Raw genomic sequence first — 17,681 nt, 5'->3', positions numbered from 1 at the left:
ATCGACGTGGCGTCATTAGAGGACCTTCAGGCCGCGATGCGGGCCAGGCTCAGCGATGCGGGTATCGCGGCCGCTCCCGGTGTCGCGCCCCGGCGCGATCCGGGGCGGGCGCCGCTGTCGTTCGCCCAGCGGGGTGTATGGGATTACCAGCGGCGAACGCCCGACAGCACGGCGCACAATCTCTGTCTGGCCTTCACTTTCACCGGCGAGGTGGACGGTGCCGCGCTGCAACGCGCGTTCCTGGCGCTGGTCCGCAGGCACGAGGTGCTGCGTACCACCTACCACGCCGACCAGGACGGCACACCGTACCAGCGCATTCACCAGGATCTACCGCCGCGTACGGAATCGCTGGATCTGCGTGCCGAACCGGACGCGGACGCGCGGTTGCGTGCGGTGATGGCCGCCGCCGGTACCGAGCCCTTCGATCTGGCGGCCGAATCGTCGCTGCGGCTGACCTACGTCGAACTGCCGCCGGACGATTCGGGGCGGCCGAAGATGGCCGTGGTGATGGCGTTGCAGCACATCGCCTGGGATGGCATGACGCTGCCCGTCCTCTCGCGTGACCTGGAACGCGCCTATGCGCGCGCGAAGGAAGGTCCGGGTTCGGAACTGGATTTCGCGCCGCTGTCATTGCAGATCGCGGATTTCGCCGAATGGGAACAGCAGCGGTTCGCCGATGCCGATCACGGCGACGATATCCGTTTCTGGGAGCGGCAATTCGACGGACTCGAACCGCTGCGCCTGCCGTACGACCGGCAGCCCGACACCGTCTCCGAACGCGGCGGGCGCTGCGATCGCACCTTGAGTGTGGCGGCCGACAAGAATCTGCGCGCACTGAGCACCACCCTGCGCACTCCGGCCTTCTCGGTGTTCCTCGCCGCGTACTACCTGACACTGCGCCGGATCACCGGTCAGCGCGATATCGTCATCGGCACCGCGGTCGCCAACCGTGAGGAGTCCGGGATGGGTTCGCTGATCGGCAATCTCAGCAATTCCATCGCCTTGCGCATCGGCGCCGACGAGGTTTCCTTCGCCGATCTGGTTGCGCGGGTTCGCGCGGTCACCGACGCCGCGTTCGGCCACCGCAGCTTCCCCTACGACCACATCGCCGAGGCCGCGCGGCGGGTCGGCGGGCGGACGAGGCCCTACGAATCGTTGGTGCTGTTCCTGGAGCAGAAGATCGACGGCCCACAGTTGCCCGGTTGCACCACCGCCTGGGAACTCGCGGAGAAGGGTTACGCCCTGCTCCCGCTGACCGTGGAAGCGTTCCTACACGCCGACCACACCGATGTGCAGATCGCCTATCAGGTCGATCTTTTCGACGAGCAGACCGTTGTGCGCATTCATGAGGAACTCGACCGGGTCCTCGCGAACGCGGCCGCGGACCGGCAGGACAAAGGGCTCACCAGTGACTGACAATTCCTATGACGACGTGCTCGCCAAGGCTTTCGACGACCGTGTGGTCGCCTGGACCGAACAGGCCGAGCTGGACAAGAGGTTCCCGCGCCACCTGCTCGAGCACCTCGGCGCCGCCGGTGTGTTCGCGCGCAAATGGGAGGGCCGCAAACTCACCGAGCTGGAGCATCACTTCGCACTGGCCCGCGAACTCGGCACGCTCGGTTCGGCGGCCATCGGCGTCGGGGTGAGCCTGCACGATTCGGCCATCGCCATCCTGCGCCGCTTCGGCCGCAACGACTTCCTGCGCAATCTGGCCGAAGAGGCCATCGCGGTGGAGAAGGTGCTGTGCATCGGCGCGTCCGAGGAATCGGGCGGCTCGGATCTCCAGAACGCACAGACCATGATCGCACCCGAGGGCGACGGCTACCGGGTGGTCGGCCACAAGAAGTTCGTCTCGCTGTCCCCGATCGCGGACTACATCCTCGTGGTCTGCCGCGATGCGAGCAGCGGCTCGGCCGGGGAATCGGGCAGCGTCGCGCTCGCGGCCGTGCCCATCTCGCAGGTGCAGGTCGGCACACCGTACGAGAAGTTGGGCGCGGGCCCGCTGGACACGGCCCCGGTGACCATCGACACCTGGATCCCGGAGGAGGCGCTCATCGCCCGCCCCGCGACCGGTCTCGCCGTCATCAGCTGGGGCCTGGCCCACGAACGCTATTCGGTGGCGGGCCAGATCGCCGCGGCCTGCGAGGTGATGCTCGGCGTCACCCTGGCCCGGATGTACGACCGCACCCAGTTCGGTAAGCGCCTCTACGACCATCAGGCCCTGCGGCTGCGGGTCGCGGATCTGCAAGCGCGGGTCGACCAGCTGCGCTACGCCCTCGACGGTGTCGCCGCCGAAGGCAAGATCAATCTGCGTACGGCCGCCTCGCTGAAGGCTTCCTCGGCGAAGCTCGGCGAGGAAGTGGCCTCGGAGTGCCTGCACATCTTCGGCGGCATCGGCTATCTGCAAGTCGGCCTGCCGTTCGAACGCTGGTACCGGGACATGAAGCTGGCCCGCGTCGGCGGCGGCGCCGACGAGGTGCTGCTGGAACTGGTCGCCGCGGCCATGAAGCCCGATAACGCACGCTATGAGCAGATGCTCGCGAAGGTGGAACAGCCATGAGCACCGAGACCACATCCGCCGTCACCGAGCTGACGCCGTCGGATCACACCTATTTGCACCTGGATACCGACAGCCGCCCGATGCACTGGTCGATGCTGCTGGAGCTGGCGCCCGATGGCCCGCGGCTGGCGGTGGCGGATGTGCGCGAGCGGGTACGTGAGCGCAGCGAACTGTTCGAGCTGTTCCGCATGGGCATCCTGAACGGGCGGTGGCGCAAACCGCAGGTGGTGCTGGCCGAAAAGGTCGACGTGGACCGGCATCTCGCCGCCGTCGACTACGCCGACGACGCCGATCTGCGCACCCGGATCGCGACCCTGCTGGAGACGCCGCTGCCCCGGCCCGAGCCGATGTGGCACATCACCATGTTCACCCCCCGCGGTGACGGTCCCCAGTTCTTCCTGCTGCGTGTGCACCACGCCGTGTCCGACGGCATCGCCGGTGCGGCCTTCGCCGCACTGCTGGCCGACGGCACCCCCGAAGAACTCACCGAATTCGAACGGTTCGCGACCAGTCCGCGCTTCCGAACCCCGGCCGTCGAGCCCGAGGTGCTCGAGGAATCCAAGGCCGCCTTCAATGAGCAATGGGCCGCGGGACGTAAGGGTCGCGGCTGGCCGAAGCTCACCAAGTCCGGCAAACGCGAGTACGCCCTCTACAGCGCGTCCACCCGCGATCTGCGCCGCGCCGCCAAGAAGAACGGCGCGACCGTGCACGAGTTCCTGCTCGCCGCGGTCGGCCGCACCGTGAGTATCGCGCCGCCCGCCGCCGCGAACCCGGCCGAGGTCATCCGGGTGACGCTGCCCGTCACCAACGATCCGACCTTCCGGCACACCGGTAACGCCGTCCTGGTCTCCCCGCTCAACCTCCTCGGCAACGAGGCCGATCTGGCGCGCCAGATCGAGCGGACCCGGTCGGAGCTGGCCACCATCGAACAGCGCCGTCCCGAACTCGCCACCGCGGCCCCCACCACCGCTCCCGGTCTGCCGTGGGCGATGCAGCGGGTGATCGCGGGCGCGGGCATGGCCCATATGAGCCCCGACATCCACATCGGCGTCAACCCCGGCTTCTCGCGGATTCGCGCCGTGCTCGGCCAGACGATCGCGGAACTGACCCCGCTGTCGCCGCTGGCCGGATATTCGCTGTCGGTGACCGCGCTGATCCTCGGCAACAAGACCTCCTTCGGCATCGTCATCGATCCCGCCGCCCTACCCGCGGGATACGCCGACACCTTCGCCGAGCATTTCGACCGGGTGCTTCGCGAAGCGGCGACCTCGGAATGATCCGGCCGTACCCCGGCGTCGGCGGACCCGAAGCGCCGGAACCGAACCAGATTCGACGCCGTGGTGCGCCGTGTGCGCAACCGCAGTGCGGGAAGAGAGTGGAACACCAATGAGCAGAATCACCGAGTTGCTTTTCGAGCAGCCCGCTTCCGAGGTCAACGGTCTGTGGAGCGGTATCGAATCGTCGGATCTGACGTTTCGATCCTGGGACCAGGTGCGGTCGGTGGCCCGCCGGGTCGCGGGCGGTCTGGCCGAAGCCGGTGTGGTGCCGGGTGATTCGGTCGCCATCCTGGCGGGCACCCCTGGCGACGTGGCCGTGACCGTGCAGGCGATCTGGATGCGCGGCGGCGCCTTCACGATGCTGCATCAGCCCACCCCGCGCACCAACCTCGAGACCTGGGTGGCGGATACGCGCGCGGTGATCGAGATGCTGAACGCCCGCGTCGTCGTGGTCGGCGCACCGTTCACCGAGGCGGTGCGGGGGCTCGATATCGGCGTCCCGTTCATCTCGATCGACGAGCTGGCCGCTCGCACCGAGGAACTACCGCATGTGTCCACCGATGAGGAGGACATCGCGATCCTCCAGCTGACCTCCGGCACCACTGGCGTGCCGAAGGCCGTGGCCATCTCGTATGCGAACATGCATCAGAACCAGGTGGCGATGGTCACCGCAGCCGAGATCGCGTCCGACGATGTGATCGTCAGCTGGCTGCCGCTGTACCACGATATGGGCATGATCGGCATGCTGATGACACCGATGTTCGCGCAGGCCACCTCGGTCATCATCACCCCGCTCGGCTTCCTCAAGAATCCGCTGTCGTGGGCCGAACTCATCACCCGCTTCGGTGGAACCCTCACCGCGGCACCCAATTTCGCCTACTCACTGCTCGCCCGCCGGTTGCGCCGGGCTGAGGACGGCGCCTACGACCTGTCGTCCATGCGTGTCGCGGTCAACGGCGCGGAGGCCGTCGATGAGAGCACCCTCGTGGAGTTCGTCGGCGAGGCCGAACGTTTCGGCTTCCGTGCCGAAGCGCTGATGCCGTCCTACGGGATGGCCGAGACCACCCTCGCGGTGTCGTTCACCGCCGCCGCCGAGCGGTACACGGTGGACGTCATCGACGCGGAGCGGGTGGAGGCCGATGGTGTCGTGCAGCGCGAGGACGTCACCCGCGCCCGCACCATGATGCGCCTGGGCGTCCCGGTCCCCGGGATCGAACTCAAGGTGGTCGACGACAACGGCCAGGCCCTGCCCGACGATCACGTCGGCAATATCCTGGTGCGCGGTGAGGCCGTGACCAAGCGCTACCTCGGCCCCGACGGCTACGTCTCGGCCAATGACGCCGACGGGTGGCTGTCCACCGGCGATCTCGGTTACGTCGTCGCAGGCACCGGTGAGGTCGTGGTGTCGGGCCGCAAGAAGGACGTCATCATCGTCGCGGGCCGCAATATCTCCCCGACCGTGGTCGAGCGGGCCGCGGGCGTCGTCCCCGGTGTGCGGCCCGGCAGTATCGCGGCCGTCGCGGTCCGGCTGTCCCATATGGCGAGGGAAGGCATCGCCGTCATCGTCGAATCGGATGCGGCGGCCGACGGCGATGAGAGCGAGCGCATCCGCAAAGAGGTCGCCCGCGCCGTCTACGACGATGTGGGCATCGCGCCCACCGTGGTCACCGTCGTGCACAAGGGCGCACTGCCCAAGACCCCGTCCGGCAAGCTGCGCCGCTCCTCGGCGGCAAGCCTGATCCCCGCCTGACGGAAGGTCTTTCCGCACCACCTACCAGGATTTCTCTCATGATCAGCGTTCGCGGCGTTTCCAAACGCTTCGGCGAGAACGTCGCCGTCGACGATGTCAGCTTCGAAGCCGAAGCGGGCTCGATCACCTATCTGCTCGGCCCCAACGGGGCGGGCAAGACCACGGTCATGCGCATGATCGCCGGTCTCACCCGGGCGAGTTCCGGTTCGGTCCGCATCAACGACAAGGGACTGCTGGACTTCCGGGACACGGTCGGCGAGATCGGGTTCGGTCTCGGCGCCTTCGCCCGCAATCCCAAGCACACCGCGCGCCAGCATCTGCTCTGGCAGGCGCGGCTGGGCGGCGTACCGGCGGGCAATGTCGGGCGGGTGCTGGAACGGGTCGGGCTCGAACCGGTGGCGCGCCGCTCGGTGGGTAAGTTCTCCTACGGCATGTTGCAGCGGCTCGGTATCGCGTCGGCGCTGCTCGGCGATCCGCGCACGCTGGTACTCGACGAACCCGCCAACGGTCTCGATGTCGAGGGCACGCTGTGGTTGCGGGAACTGGTCGTCGGGTTGGCCGCGGAAGGCAAATGCCTGCTGATCGCCTCACACAATCTCACCGAGGTAGAGATCACCGGTGACCGGATCGTCGTCATGGGCAAGGGAAAAGTGCTCTCCGATACGAGTAAGGACGAACTGGTGGCCAAGGGATCAGGTCCCCGCCGCCTGGAATCGGCCTACATCGCCCTCACCCGCGCCAGCGTCGAATATTCCGCGGGCGGGGGTGAGCGCTGATGCTCGGCACCTACCTCGCCCGGTCCGTGCGCAGTGAACTGGTCAAACTCTCCTGGCGGAATTCACTGTGGTACACGGTCGTACCGCTGGCGATCCTGATCCCGGTGCTGATCAATTTCGGTATCGCGAAGGCCACCGAGGCGCAGTCGTTCAACGGCAGCGGCGGTATGGAGACCAACAACTCGACGTACTGGATCCTGATCTTCGCGACCTTCATCCTGATGTCGGGCGGGGTCACCTCGCTGTGCGCGGAGTTCAAGGACAAGACCGTCGAGATCGCCTTCGGTATCCAGCCGCGGCGCTGGCTGCTGCCGGTGGCCAAGCTGATCGTGTTCGGCACGATCACCGGCGTGGTCGCCCTGGTGACCACCTTCATCCTGCTCGGCGGCTTCCCACGGATCTTCCCGGAGATCTGGGGCAAGGTCGACGCGTTCTCCGGCGAGGGCGTCCGCCTGCTGATCTGCGTGCCGATCTTCGCCATCCTGATCTGCGCCCTCGGCCTCGGCCTGTCGGCCCTCATGCCCAAACCGGGACTGGTGGTCATGGTCGTGCTGCTGTGGAAGTTCGGCGTCGAAGTGTTCGTCACCTTCATCCCCGGCGACCCAGGCATCCTGCTCCAACGCCTGTCCCCATTCAAGAACGGCGAACTCGGCGTCGGCCAGATGTCGACCATCAAAACCCTGTTCGGCGGCGAAACCGGCTCCCTGCTCTACTTCGCCGCGATCTGCCTGACGATCTTCGTGATCGGCACCGTACGACTCGCCATGGGCGATACGAAGACCGACTAGTCCGGCGGCTGATCCGGCGACCTCGATGTCGCGTGCACTGTTCACTGCGCGACGCGCTCCAGTGTGCTGCCGGTGCGTAGTCTGCACGCGTGGGGCGCCGCGGATGCCGGTTCGAACCGTCCGCACCGGCGACGCGGCGCGGACGGTCGACCGGCAGAGCTCACAAGCTGACGCGCTGATCCTTCGGGAGGAACAGCTCGTCGCCCTCCTTCACTCCGAACGTGGTGTAGAACTCCTCGATATTGCGCACCACCTGGTTGGCGCGGAATTCGTTGGGGGAGTGGGTGTCGGTGGCCAGCAGTCGCTCGGTGACCTCGCGGGTCTGCATGTCCCGCCAGCCGCGGGCCCAGGACAGGAACATGGCGTGGTAGTCGGGATTGTCCACGCCGCGGCGCTTTTCGGCGATCCGGAAGGCCGCCAGCGCGATCTGGAGGCCGCGCAGATCGGCCAGGTTCTCGCCGACGGTGAGTTCACCGTTGACGTGCTGTTCCGGGTCGAGCCCCTCGGGCACGAGCACGTTGTACTGGTCGATCAGCTGCTGGGTCTTGGCGTCGAAGGCGGCGCGATCGGCTTCGGTCCACCAGTCGCGGCGATTGCCGTCACCGTCGAATTTCGAGCCCTGATCGTCGAAGCCGTGGCCGATCTCGTGGCCGATGGTCGCGCCGACCGCGCCGTAGTTGACCGCGGCTTCGGCGTCCTTGTCGAAGAACGGCGGTTGCAGGTAGGCGGCCGGGAAGGCGATCTCATTGGTGGCGGCCATGTAGTAGGCGTTCACGGTCTGCGGCGACATCGCCCACTCGGTATCGTCGACCTTGGTGCCCAACCGGTCGAATGCACGCTTGACCTCGAAATCGTTGACCGCGCGCAATGATTCGATGAGCTTGCCCCGAGTGATCGTGAGCCCCGAATAATCGACCCACTCGTCCGGATAGCCGATCTTGGGATTGATCTTGTCCAGCTTCTCGAGCGAGGCCTGCCTGGTCTCCGGCGACATCCACGAGGAGTTGGTGAAATTCTCCCGGTAGGCGGCGAACAGATCGTCCACCATCTCCATGGCCCGTTCCTTGGCCTCCGGCGGGAAATGCTTGTCCACGTAAAGCTTTCCCAGCTGTTCGCCGAGATTGGAGTCCACCGTGCCGACCGCGGACTTCCACTGCTCCGGACGCTCCTGGAGCCCGGCCATCAGCCTGCCGTTGAAATCGAAATTGGCATCGGCGAACGTCTTCGGCAGGAACCGCGCGTACTGGCGCAGCAGGGTCAGCTTCAGATAGTCGCGCCACAGGGCGATATCGGTCTCGGCCCAGATCTTGCCCGCCTCGGTGACATACGACGGCTGGTTCACCACGATCTCGGCGAACAGGTCCTTCGGCCGGTCGGTGGTGGCGTCCAACCACGGATCCCAATCGAATTCCGGGGCGAGGGCCTTGGTCGCATCCCAGCTCATCCGGTTGTAGGTGGCATCGGTATCGCGGTTGCGGACATTGTCCCAGTGCGCCGCGGCGATCCTGGTCTCCAGATCGACATTGCGCTGCGCCAGACCAGCCGGATCGGGCAGACCGGCCGCGGCGGCGAGCCGCTCGTTGAAGGTCCGGTACCCGGCCAGCTGCTCGGCGTACTCCGGCTTGCGGTAGTACTGCTCGCTCAGTCCGAGACCGGATTGGCCCACCGAGGGAATGTAGGCGTCGGAGTTCTTGCGATCGATGCTGATACCGAGTCCGATCAGCCCGCCGATCGGCAGCGCGCCCATCACCCCGGCCAGTTCGGCCTTGGTTTTCGCGCCATCGATCTCGGCGAACATCGGCTCCAGCGGGGTGAGGCCGAGCTGCTCGATCTCGTCCAGGTTCATTCTGGCGTCGTACAGATCGCGGATCTGCTGCGCCTCCGAGCCCGGCTCCGGATCGGAGATGGATTCGATGATCTCGCGCAGTTGCTGTTCGGTGCGCTCATTGGCCTCGCTGATGGCACCGTAGGACACCTTGTCCGGCGGCAGCTGATACTCACGCAGCCATTTGCCGTTGACGTGCCGGTACAGATCGTCCTGCGGCCGGATCGCGGGATCGCCGCCGGTCAGATCGACCTGTTTCAACGGCTGCGGCTCGTCCTCGGCGCAGGAGGCCAGCAGCGCCGCCGCCGGTACCACCCCGAGGGCGACCAAGAACGCTCGGCGGTCCAGCGTGAACGGACGACCCGACGATGTCACAAAGCTTCCTCTCCCCGATCAGACAATGCGGCCGTCGGCGCCGGGATGCGGGCCGAGCGGTCGGCTCGAGGCTACCGGCGCGGCGGCGGCAGGTCGATCCGTACGTCGCGCCGGGCAGGCCGATGGCCCGCATTCGGCAGTGAATGCGGGCCATCGGCGGCGAACTCACATGAGGCTGGTCGGGTCCACCGCCTTACTGCGCTCGGGCAGGAAGATCATTGCCGCGACCGCGCCGACGGCCGCGATGGCGGTGCACACCCACAGCATGGCCGCGACGCTGTCGACGAATGCCCCGGTGACCGATTCCACCAGTTCCGGCGAACCGAGCCGGTATGCCACCGACATCCCGCCCGACGCGCTGGAGCGCACCGATTCGGCCAGCTCACCCGGCAGCCCCTCGGTGTCGACTCCGCCGCGGTAGGCGGCGTTGACGACGGTGCCGAGCAGTGCGATGCCGACCGTGCCGCCGACCTGACGCATCGCCTGGATCAGCGACGATCCCGCACCGGCCCGGTCGGGGTCGAGCTCACCGAGCGCGGCGTTCATCGCCGACGGCATGGCGAATCCGGCGCCCGCGCCCGCGATCGCGATCCACATGGCGACATATCCGTAGCCGGACTCGGCATCGGTCAGCGTGCCCATGCCCAACCCCACGGCGAGGATGACGAATCCGATCGCCACGGTGATCCGGGTTCCGGCGGCGGTATCGACCGGGGTCGCGAACTTCGCGCCGATCACCATGCCGCCGATGAACGGCAGCAGTTTGAGCCCGGTGCCGAGCGCATCCGCGCCCTGGATGGCCTGGAAGAACTGCGGCATGGTGAACAGCAGGCCGAACATGGCGAAGACGGCCACGGTGATCAGCACCGTGCCCCAGACGAACGAGCGCGAGCGCATCAGATGCAGATCGACCAGCGGGGTCGGCGTGCCCTTCCGCCCGAATCGGCCTTCGACCAGGGCGAATACGCCGAGCAGTACCGCAGCGGTGATCATGAGGGCCACGGCCCACGCATCGCCCCAGCCGCGTTCACCCGCCAGCGTCACGCCGTAGACGAGCGCGGCCAGCGCCGCCGAGGAGATCAGGATGCCGGTGTAGTCGATGGTCGGTCGCACCGAACTGCGTGATTCCGGAATCAGCACGACGACGGCGGTGACCGCGATGATCGCGACCGGCACATTGATCCAGAAGATCGACGACCACGAGAAGTGATCGAGCAGCAGTCCGCCGACGATCGGGCCGAGCGGCAGCCCGATGCTGTTGGACACCACGAAGAAGTTGATCGCCTTCTTGCGCTCGTCCTCGGACGGGAACAGCACCGCGATCAGTGACATGACGACCGGGACCAGCAGTGCGGCCCCGATGCCGAGGAAGGCGCGCGCGGCGATCAGCTGGTTCGCCGAGGTCGCCAGCGCGCAGACCACCGATCCCGCGCCGAACAGCACCAGCGCGATGGCCAGCATCTTCTTGCGCCCGAAGCGGTCGCCGAGCAGACCGGCGGGCAGCAGCAGGACGGCGAGAACGAGGTTGTAGGAGTTCGCGATCCATTGCAGTTGTTCGGTCGAGGCGCCGAGATCGACCGACAGCGTCGGCAGCGCGACATTGAGGACGGTGGTGTCGAGGCCGACGACCAGGACCGCCAGGCACAGTGCGGCCAGTACGCCGAACCGGCGTCTGCCCGACAGGCCGGTCGCCGCGGCGTCGGCGGTGGGTGGTGGGTCAGGTGTTGTGGCCGTATCCGGTAAGGCATCGGTCCATGGGTCGCTCGTCATGAATCAATATTATTACTTACTTCTGATAGTTGCAATAGATGCGATGGTGCCCGGTATTGTGGCGTCATGGCTGCGCCGATACCGACCACCGCCGACCCCGGCCAGGAGCGAGCCTTCGTCGAACGCCTCGGCTCGGCAATGGCCGCGACCGGGGTGCCGCCGATGGCCTCGCGCGTACTCGCGCGCATGTTGATCAGCGAATCGGGCGTGATGACCTCGGCCGAACTGGCCGATGCGCTGGAAGCCAGCCAGCCATCGATCTCCGGTGCGGTGCGCTTCCTGTCCCAGATCGGATTCGTCACCAGGGAGCGGGTCCCGCGCACCCGCAAGGACCAGTACCGCATCCGCGAGGACGTCTGGGAAACCGTGCTCGGCATCCGCAACAGCTCGCTGGACGGCTGGAAAGACGCTCTTCGGTTCGGTATCGGCGTGGTCGGCGAGGGCGGCGCGGCAGGCGAGCGCCTGTCCGAAGCGATGGAATTCTTCGATTTCGTCCAGAGCGATATGGATCAGTTGATCGAGCGGTGGCGCGAGTACAAGAGCAAGCGCGGTTAGCTCCCACCCCGATTTGGGTCCGACCTGGGCATTCACCTACACTAGACCGGTTGCCTGCGGCAGCTGTGCCCGCAATCCGGCCGCGAACCCCCAGTGGTTGGTCCATCAGGATCGAAGAAACCGCTGGCAGGCGCGCGTTCGGGTGGTAACGCGACCATGCCCGTCGGGTCGGAAATCCGGCGTGCTTTTACGTCCAGGTCAAGGAGGCTGAAGTGATTCAGCAGGAGTCGCGACTGCGCGTCGCCGACAACACGGGAGCGAAGGAAATCCTTTGCATCCGCGTTCTCGGTGGCTCGTCACGTCGCTATGCCGGTATCGGCGATGTCATCGTCGCCACCGTGAAGGACGCCATCCCCGGCGGCAACGTCAAGCGGGGTGACGTCGTCAAGGCCGTCGTCGTGCGCACCACCAAGGAGCGCCGTCGTCCGGATGGTTCCTACATCCGTTTCGACGAGAACGCCGCCGTGCTCATCAAGGCGGACAACGATCCGCGCGGCACCCGCATCTTCGGCCCGGTCGGCCGCGAGCTGCGCGACAAGAAGTTCATGAAGATCGTCTCGCTGGCTCCGGAGGTGCTCTGACATGAAGGTGCACAAGGGTGACACCGTGCTCGTCATCTCGGGCAAGGACAAGGGCGCCAAGGGCAAGGTCATCCAGGCCTACCCGGCGACCGAAAAGGTCCTCGTCGAGGGCGTGAACCGGATCAAGAAGCACGTCGCGAACTCCGCCAACCAGCGCGGCGCCTCCTCGGGCGGCATCGTGACCCAGGAAGCCCCGATCCACGTCTCCAACGTGATGGTCGTCGACTCCGATGGCAAGCCGACCCGTATCGGCTACCGGACCGACGAAGAGACCGGCAAGCGGGTTCGGATCTCCCGTAACAACGGGAAGGACATCTGACATGACCACGACTGAAAACGTCCAGCCCCGGCTGAAGCAGCGCTACCGCGAGGAAATCAAGGACGCGCTGAAGAACGAGTTCGACTACGCCAACGTGATGCAGATCCCCGGCGTGGTGAAGGTCGTCGTGAACATGGGTGTCGGTGACGCCGCGCGCGACGCCAAGCTCATCAACGGCGCGGTCAACGACCTGGCCCTGATCACCGGCCAGAAGCCGGAGATCCGCAAGGCCACCAAGTCCATCGCGCAGTTCAAGCTGCGTGAGGGCATGCCGATCGGCGCGAAGGTCACCCTGCGCGGCGACCGCATGTGGGAGTTCCTGGACCGCCTGGTCTCCATCGCGCTGCCGCGTATCCGCGACTTCCGTGGTCTGTCGCCGAAGCAGTTCGACGGCAACGGCAACTACACGTTCGGCCTCAGCGAGCAGTCGATGTTCCACGAGATCGACGTGGACTCCATCGACCGCCCGCGCGGTATGGACATCACCGTGGTGACCACGGCGACCAACAACGAAGAAGGCCGTGCCCTGCTCAAGCACCTCGGCTTCCCGTTCAAGGAGAACTGAGCACATGGCAAAGAAAGCTCTGGTCAACAAGGCGAACGCCAAGCCGAAGTTCGCCGTCCGCGCCTACACCCGCTGCCAGCGCTGCGGCCGCCCCCACGCGGTCTACCGCAAGTTCGGCCTGTGCCGCGTGTGCCTGCGCGAAATGGCGCACCGCGGCGAACTGCCGGGCGTGCACAAGAGCTCCTGGTGAGCTCGCGCTCCTGGTGAGCGCAACCGCCTAGGCGAAACCTGAACGAGGGCACGGACTCTGGTCGAGTCCGTGCCCTTGCTCGTTATTGCGGGGTCACCAGGGCAGGCAGCCCGCCAGCTTCAGCCGCGTCGCCAGCCCGGACCCGATGGTCGTGCTCGACCCCTGGCCGGTGGTCAGCGCCAGCAGCAGGTCCACACCGAGCCCAGCCCCGATCGAGCACCCCAGCAGGTTGATATCGATCGTGATCCGCTCCTCCGGCGCACCGGGCAGCGGCTCGTCGGCCTGCGCGGGACCCGCAACGGCCACAGTTGCCGCCGCCACCGCCAGGGCGGCAATGCCGGCTTTGATGGATCGCACCTATTCCTCCTCGCCTGCGCCATCGGGCGCGATTGGTGTCCGGGAAATATGCCCTCATGCGGATGCCCGCCGTCCCGGCGCGGCGGCCGCTGCCTACTTGTTGACCGGGCAGATGCGGCGAAAACCTCGAGTGGCGCAGACCTCGGTGCGCTGTGCCATCGCGACGCCGTGCCCTACCGTTGGTGGATGAGGCTCATCGCGCTGGGGGCGGTGTCATCGGGGGCCACGATGCTCGCATTGTTGATCGGGTCGGGTGCCGCGCTCGCGCAGCAACCGGCGGATCTCCAGGTGAACGCCGGATGCGGATACCCGAGGAACCATGTGGTCACGGTGCGCAACCACGGCCCCGCACCCGCATACGACGTCACCGTCCGCTACTGGTCCGCCTTCGGCCCCGCGGGCGAGCGCCACGAAGCCGTGATCGAACCGGGCCGCACCATCACCTACGACCTCGGCCCCATGCGCACCCTCGAACTCGCCGCGGCCGCCGCCACGAGCCGCACACCCGACCCCGCCCCGGGCAACAACCAGGGCATCTTCCCCACCCTCCACCTCGGCATCCACCCGATGCCATGCTTCCTGTGGTGAGCAGCCGGAATCAGGCAGAGATCTGGCATCGACGACGACCTACATGTCATCGGGCATGAGTCGAAACGCCGTGTGCGCGGTAAGCGGTGTGAGGGCGCGAAAATCCCGGCGGTCGAGAGTGAGGATGGAGTCGGTCTCGTATTCGGCGGCCAGCGCGACGCCGACCGCGCCGGCGAGGTCGAGACGTAGCGCGGGGTAGAGCGTTCGGACCGCGTTCGCCTGATCGAGGACCTCGGTCGTCAAAACGGCGATTTCGAACATCCCTGAACGCGCTTGAGCGGTGATGTCCTCGATCATCGAGATCGCCCGAGCCTGCCCGAGCGCACGCCGTCCCACATGATCCAGTTCGGCGAGAATCAACGGCGATACGACGACCAGGCCAGCGGTTTCGAGGACGGTGGAGCCCCGATTTTGCCCTGTTCACGCCCCCGTCTACACTAGACCGGTTGCCTGGGCACCTCTGTGCCCGCATGCGGTCTGTATGTGGGTGGCTCGGGCGATACGAACTCATCCGGTCGGCAAGGGTCGGCCGGACCAGCCGAATTGTTGTAGGCCCACGATCTGTAGGCCCGAAAGGGTCGCGGGTGCTGTATGGGAACCGCAGCGAGAAAGGTGTCGAGGTCGAACTATGACCATGACTGATCCGATCGCAGACTTCCTGACACGTCTGCGCAACGCCAACTCGGCGTACCACGATCAGGTGAAGGCTCCGCACTCCAAGCTCAAGGCGAACATCGCCGAGATCCTGAAGCGTGAGGGTTACATCGCCGATTACCGCACCGAAGACGCGACCGTTGGTAAGAACCTCGTCGTCGATCTGAAGTACGGCCCCAGCCGTGAGCGCAGCCTCCAGGGCCTGCGCCGCGTCTCGAAGCCGGGTCTGCGTGTGTACGCGAAGTCCACCAACCTGCCCAAGGTCCTCGGCGGCCTCGGCGTGGCGATCATCTCCACGTCCACCGGCCTGCTGACAGATCGTCAGGCGGCCAAAGCCGGCGTGGGCGGCGAAGTCCTCGCCTACGTCTGGTAAGGGAGGTAGAGACATGTCGCGTATTGGTAAGCAGCCCATCGCCATCCCCTCCGGCGTCGAAGTCACCATCGAGGGCCAGGACGTCGCAGTGAAGGGCCCCAAGGGCCAGCTGTCGCTGACGGTGTCCGAGCCGATCGTCGTCGCCAAGGGCGATGATGGTCAGCTCGCGGTCACCCGTCCCGACGACGAGCGCCGTAGCCGTGCACTGCACGGCCTGACCCGCACTCTGGTCGCCAACATGATCGAAGGCGTCACCAAGGGCTACGAGAAGAAGCTCGAGATCGCCGGCGTCGGTTACCGCGTCGCGCTCAAGGGCCAGAACCTCGAATTCGCCCTCGGCTACAGCCACCCGGTCGTTGCCGAGCCCCCGCAGGGCATCACCTTCGCGGTGGAATCGCCCACCAAGTTCTCGGTGGCCGGTATCGACAAGCAGTTGGTCGGCGAGGTCGCCGCCAACATCCGCAAGTACCGGAAGCCGGAGCCGTACAAGGGCAAGGGCATCCGCTACGCAGGCGAGAACGTTCGCCGCAAGGTCGGAAAGACGGGTAAGTGATCATGGCGCAAACCGAGAATCAGAAGGCCAAGCGCATTCCGCTGGGCAAGGATGCTTCTACCCGGCGTCGGCTGTCGAAGACCCGTCGCCACTTCCGCCTGCGCAAGAAGGTCGCCGGTACCACCGAGCGTCCGCGTCTGGTCGTGCACCGCTCCTCGCGGCATCTGCACGCCCAGCTGGTCGACGACTCGATCGGCAAGACCATCGCCGCGGCCTCCAGCATCGAGGCCGATGTGCGCGCGCTCGACGGCGACAAGACCGCCAAGGGCAAGAAGGTCGGCGAACTGCTGGCCGAGCGTGCCAAGGCAGCCGGTGTCGACGCCGTCGTGTTCGACCGTGGTGGCCACGACTACCACGGCCGCATCGCCGCGCTGGCCGATGCCGCTCGTGAAGGCGGGTTGAAGTTCTGATGACTGCAAACATTTACGGAAGGAACGTCTGATGCCGGGACGTCAGAGGCGTGACGGCGGCAACGGACCCGCCGGACAGCAGAACGGTGCCGCCGGTGGTGGCGACAACCGCGACGGCCGCGGTGGCGGTCGTGACCGCCGCGGCGGCGGTGACCGTCGGGACCAGCAGGCCGACAAGAACCAGCTCGAGCGCGTCGTAGCGATCAACCGTGTGTCGAAGGTCGTGAAGGGTGGTCGTCGCTTCAGCTTCACCGCCCTCGTCATCGTCGGTGACGGCAACGGCCTGGTCGGCGTCGGTTACGGCAAGGCCAAGGAAGTTCCCGCGGCCATCCAGAAGGGCGTCGAGGAAGCGCGCAAGGGCTTCTTCCGCGTGCCGATGATCGGCTCCACCATCACCCACCCGGTGCAGGGCGAGGCGGCGGCCGGTGTGGTCATGCTGCGTCCGGCTTCCCCCGGTACCGGTGTGATCGCCGGTGGCGCCGCGCGCGCCGTGCTGGAGTGCGCCGGTATCCACGACATCCTGGCCAAGTCGCTCGGTAGCGACAATGCGATCAACGTCGTCCACGCGACCGTTGCCGCGCTCAAGATGTTGCAGCGTCCCGAAGAGGTCGCGGCCCGTCGTGGTCTGCCGCTCGAGGACGTCGCTCCCGCGGGCATGCTGCGTGCCCGTGCCGGACAAGGAGTCTGACGATGGCAGATCTCAAGGTGACCCAGATCAAGAGTTCGATCGGCGCCAAGCAGAATCAGCGGGACAGCCTGCGCACCCTCGGCCTGCGGGGCATCCGCAAGTCGGTGGTCCGTGAGGACAATGCCCAGAACCGTGGGCTGATCAACGTCGTGCGCCACCTCGTAACAGTTGAGGAGGTCTGACATGACCATCAAGTTGCATCACCTGCGTCCCGCCCCCGGGGCCAAGACCGCGAAGACCCGTGTGGGTCGCGGTGAGGGCTCCAAGGGTAAGACCGCGGGCCGTGGTACCAAGGGCACCAAGGCTCGTAAGAATGTCCCGGCCGCCTTCGAGGGTGGGCAGATGCCGATTCATATGCGGCTGCCCAAGCTCAAGGGCTTCACGAACCCGTTCCGGGTCGAGTACCAGGTCGTGAACGTCGGCGCCATCGCCGAGCTGTTCCCGCAGGGTGGCGAGATCGGCAAGGACGAGCTCGTCGCCGCCGGTGCGGTCCGCAAGAACCAGCTGGTCAAGGTTCTCGGCGAGGGCGAGATCGCCGTCGCCGTGCAGATCAGCGCGGACAAGTTCTCCGGCGCTGCCAAGGAGAAGATCACCGCGGCCGGTGGCACCGTCACCGAGCTCGGCTGACGTTAGGAATTCCACAGCGGCACCGGACGAGTGAAGAACTCGTCCGGTGCCACTGTTAGAGTTCAAGTGTTGTCTGCCAAGACTCGTCATGGGGTCGGCG

Annotated in this window: 22 protein-coding genes; 18 read left to right on the top strand and 4 right to left on the bottom strand. The window is 66.5% G+C overall.

Translation table 11 applies throughout. From position 1 onward, the window contains the following. The first annotated feature begins 6 nt into the window (after window positions 1-6). From QH168_RS09080 to QH168_RS09055, 6 genes are all read left to right on the top strand, one after another. Window positions 7-1,416 (top strand): condensation domain-containing protein, encoded by a 1,410-nt coding sequence (locus QH168_RS09080; RefSeq protein WP_280234080.1) that lies wholly within the window; start codon window positions 7-9, stop codon window positions 1,414-1,416. Next, window positions 1,409-2,560 (top strand): acyl-CoA dehydrogenase family protein, encoded by a 1,152-nt coding sequence (locus tag QH168_RS09075; protein ID WP_280234079.1) that lies wholly within the window; start codon window positions 1,409-1,411, stop codon window positions 2,558-2,560. Before QH168_RS09080 ends, QH168_RS09075 begins: the two co-directional genes overlap by 8 nt. Next, a complete protein-coding gene (locus QH168_RS09070) occupies window positions 2,557-3,837 on the top strand; it encodes a wax ester/triacylglycerol synthase domain-containing protein (protein ID WP_280234078.1) in 1,281 nt (426 codons plus the stop codon). Before QH168_RS09075 ends, QH168_RS09070 begins: the two co-directional genes overlap by 4 nt. A 109-nt stretch (window positions 3,838-3,946) precedes the next feature. Beyond that, on the top strand, window positions 3,947-5,587 hold the full coding sequence (locus tag QH168_RS09065; RefSeq protein ID WP_280234077.1) for a long-chain-fatty-acid--CoA ligase: 1,641 nt from the start codon (window positions 3,947-3,949) through the stop codon (window positions 5,585-5,587). Between the two features lie 38 nt (window positions 5,588-5,625). Next, window positions 5,626-6,363, top strand: coding sequence for an ABC transporter ATP-binding protein (locus QH168_RS09060; RefSeq protein ID WP_280234076.1), 738 nt, complete (start codon window positions 5,626-5,628; stop codon window positions 6,361-6,363). Beyond that, window positions 6,363-7,151: an ABC transporter permease gene (locus QH168_RS09055; protein ID WP_280234075.1), complete on the top strand. Its 789-nt coding sequence runs from the start codon at window positions 6,363-6,365 to the stop codon at window positions 7,149-7,151. Before QH168_RS09060 ends, QH168_RS09055 begins: the two co-directional genes overlap by 1 nt. Window positions 7,152-7,311: 160 nt before the next feature. Here QH168_RS09055 and QH168_RS09050 read toward each other — a convergent pair whose 3' ends face one another. Beyond that, complete coding sequence (locus QH168_RS09050; protein ID WP_280234074.1) at window positions 7,312-9,351, bottom strand: M13 family metallopeptidase; 2,040 nt, start codon at window positions 9,349-9,351, stop codon at window positions 7,312-7,314. A 165-nt stretch (window positions 9,352-9,516) separates the two neighbouring features. After that, window positions 9,517-11,121, bottom strand: coding sequence for a DHA2 family efflux MFS transporter permease subunit (locus tag QH168_RS09045; RefSeq protein WP_280234073.1), 1,605 nt, complete (start codon window positions 11,119-11,121; stop codon window positions 9,517-9,519). Between the two features lie 66 nt (window positions 11,122-11,187). Here QH168_RS09045 and QH168_RS09040 point away from each other — a divergent pair, with 66 nt between their 5' ends. The 5 genes from QH168_RS09040 to QH168_RS09020 all read left to right on the top strand — a co-directional run bounded on the left by QH168_RS09040 (window position 11,188) and on the right by QH168_RS09020 (window position 13,331). Beyond that, window positions 11,188-11,676, top strand: coding sequence for a GbsR/MarR family transcriptional regulator (locus QH168_RS09040; protein WP_280234072.1), 489 nt, complete (start codon window positions 11,188-11,190; stop codon window positions 11,674-11,676). 212 nt (window positions 11,677-11,888) lie between these two features. After that, window positions 11,889-12,257 (top strand): 50S ribosomal protein L14, encoded by a 369-nt coding sequence (gene rplN / locus QH168_RS09035; RefSeq protein WP_014349098.1) that lies wholly within the window; start codon window positions 11,889-11,891, stop codon window positions 12,255-12,257. 1 nt (window position 12,258) lies between these two features. After that, window positions 12,259-12,576 carry a 50S ribosomal protein L24 gene (gene rplX, locus QH168_RS09030; RefSeq protein WP_163823643.1) on the top strand — a complete coding sequence of 106 codons (318 nt, stop codon included), beginning with the start codon at window positions 12,259-12,261 and terminating at the stop codon, window positions 12,574-12,576. A gap of 1 nt (window position 12,577) precedes the next feature. Then, complete coding sequence (rplE, locus tag QH168_RS09025) at window positions 12,578-13,141, top strand: 50S ribosomal protein L5 (protein WP_280234071.1); 564 nt, start codon at window positions 12,578-12,580, stop codon at window positions 13,139-13,141. Between the two features lie 4 nt (window positions 13,142-13,145). Then, window positions 13,146-13,331 (top strand): type Z 30S ribosomal protein S14, encoded by a 186-nt coding sequence (locus QH168_RS09020; protein WP_014981705.1) that lies wholly within the window; start codon window positions 13,146-13,148, stop codon window positions 13,329-13,331. A 93-nt stretch (window positions 13,332-13,424) separates the two neighbouring features. Here the strand turns inward: QH168_RS09020 and QH168_RS09015 are convergent, their stop codons facing one another. Next, window positions 13,425-13,688, bottom strand: coding sequence for a hypothetical protein (locus QH168_RS09015; protein ID WP_280234070.1), 264 nt, complete (start codon window positions 13,686-13,688; stop codon window positions 13,425-13,427). 186 nt (window positions 13,689-13,874) lie between these two features. On the opposite strand from QH168_RS09015, the gene QH168_RS09010 reads away from it, so the two are divergent. Beyond that, window positions 13,875-14,276, top strand: coding sequence for a hypothetical protein (locus QH168_RS09010; protein WP_280234069.1), 402 nt, complete (start codon window positions 13,875-13,877; stop codon window positions 14,274-14,276). A 39-nt stretch (window positions 14,277-14,315) separates the two neighbouring features. Here the strand turns inward: QH168_RS09010 and QH168_RS09005 are convergent, their stop codons facing one another. Further along, on the bottom strand, window positions 14,316-14,636 hold the full coding sequence (locus tag QH168_RS09005; protein ID WP_280234068.1) for a VapC toxin family PIN domain ribonuclease: 321 nt from the start codon (window positions 14,634-14,636) through the stop codon (window positions 14,316-14,318). A gap of 268 nt (window positions 14,637-14,904) precedes the next feature. Between QH168_RS09005 and rpsH the strand changes: the two genes are divergently transcribed. The 6 genes from rpsH to rplO are packed head-to-tail and all read left to right on the top strand — an operon-like array spanning window position 14,905 to window position 17,581. Further along, a complete protein-coding gene (gene rpsH, locus QH168_RS09000) occupies window positions 14,905-15,303 on the top strand; it encodes a 30S ribosomal protein S8 (RefSeq protein ID WP_280234067.1) in 399 nt (132 codons plus the stop codon). A gap of 13 nt (window positions 15,304-15,316) precedes the next feature. After that, on the top strand, window positions 15,317-15,856 hold the full coding sequence (gene rplF / locus QH168_RS08995) for a 50S ribosomal protein L6 (RefSeq protein WP_280234066.1): 540 nt from the start codon (window positions 15,317-15,319) through the stop codon (window positions 15,854-15,856). A gap of 2 nt (window positions 15,857-15,858) precedes the next feature. Then, on the top strand, window positions 15,859-16,266 hold the full coding sequence (gene rplR / locus QH168_RS08990; protein WP_280234065.1) for a 50S ribosomal protein L18: 408 nt from the start codon (window positions 15,859-15,861) through the stop codon (window positions 16,264-16,266). A 31-nt stretch (window positions 16,267-16,297) separates the two neighbouring features. Then, window positions 16,298-16,954 (top strand): 30S ribosomal protein S5, encoded by a 657-nt coding sequence (gene rpsE, locus QH168_RS08985; protein ID WP_280234064.1) that lies wholly within the window; start codon window positions 16,298-16,300, stop codon window positions 16,952-16,954. A 2-nt stretch (window positions 16,955-16,956) separates the two neighbouring features. Further along, a complete protein-coding gene (rpmD, locus tag QH168_RS08980) occupies window positions 16,957-17,136 on the top strand; it encodes a 50S ribosomal protein L30 (protein ID WP_014349110.1) in 180 nt (59 codons plus the stop codon). A 1-nt stretch (window position 17,137) separates the two neighbouring features. Further along, entirely contained in the window at window positions 17,138-17,581 is a 444-nt protein-coding gene (gene rplO / locus QH168_RS08975) for a 50S ribosomal protein L15 (protein ID WP_280234063.1), read from the top strand. Window positions 17,582-17,681 lie beyond the last annotated feature (100 nt).

Origin of the sequence: Nocardia cyriacigeorgica (assembly GCF_029868385.1) — a bacterium.
GTDB classification, from domain to species: Bacteria; Actinomycetota; Actinomycetes; order Mycobacteriales; family Mycobacteriaceae; genus Nocardia; species Nocardia cyriacigeorgica_F.
Note: the sequence above shows the minus strand (reverse complement) of the source record. Positions and strands in the feature narration are given on the sequence as shown.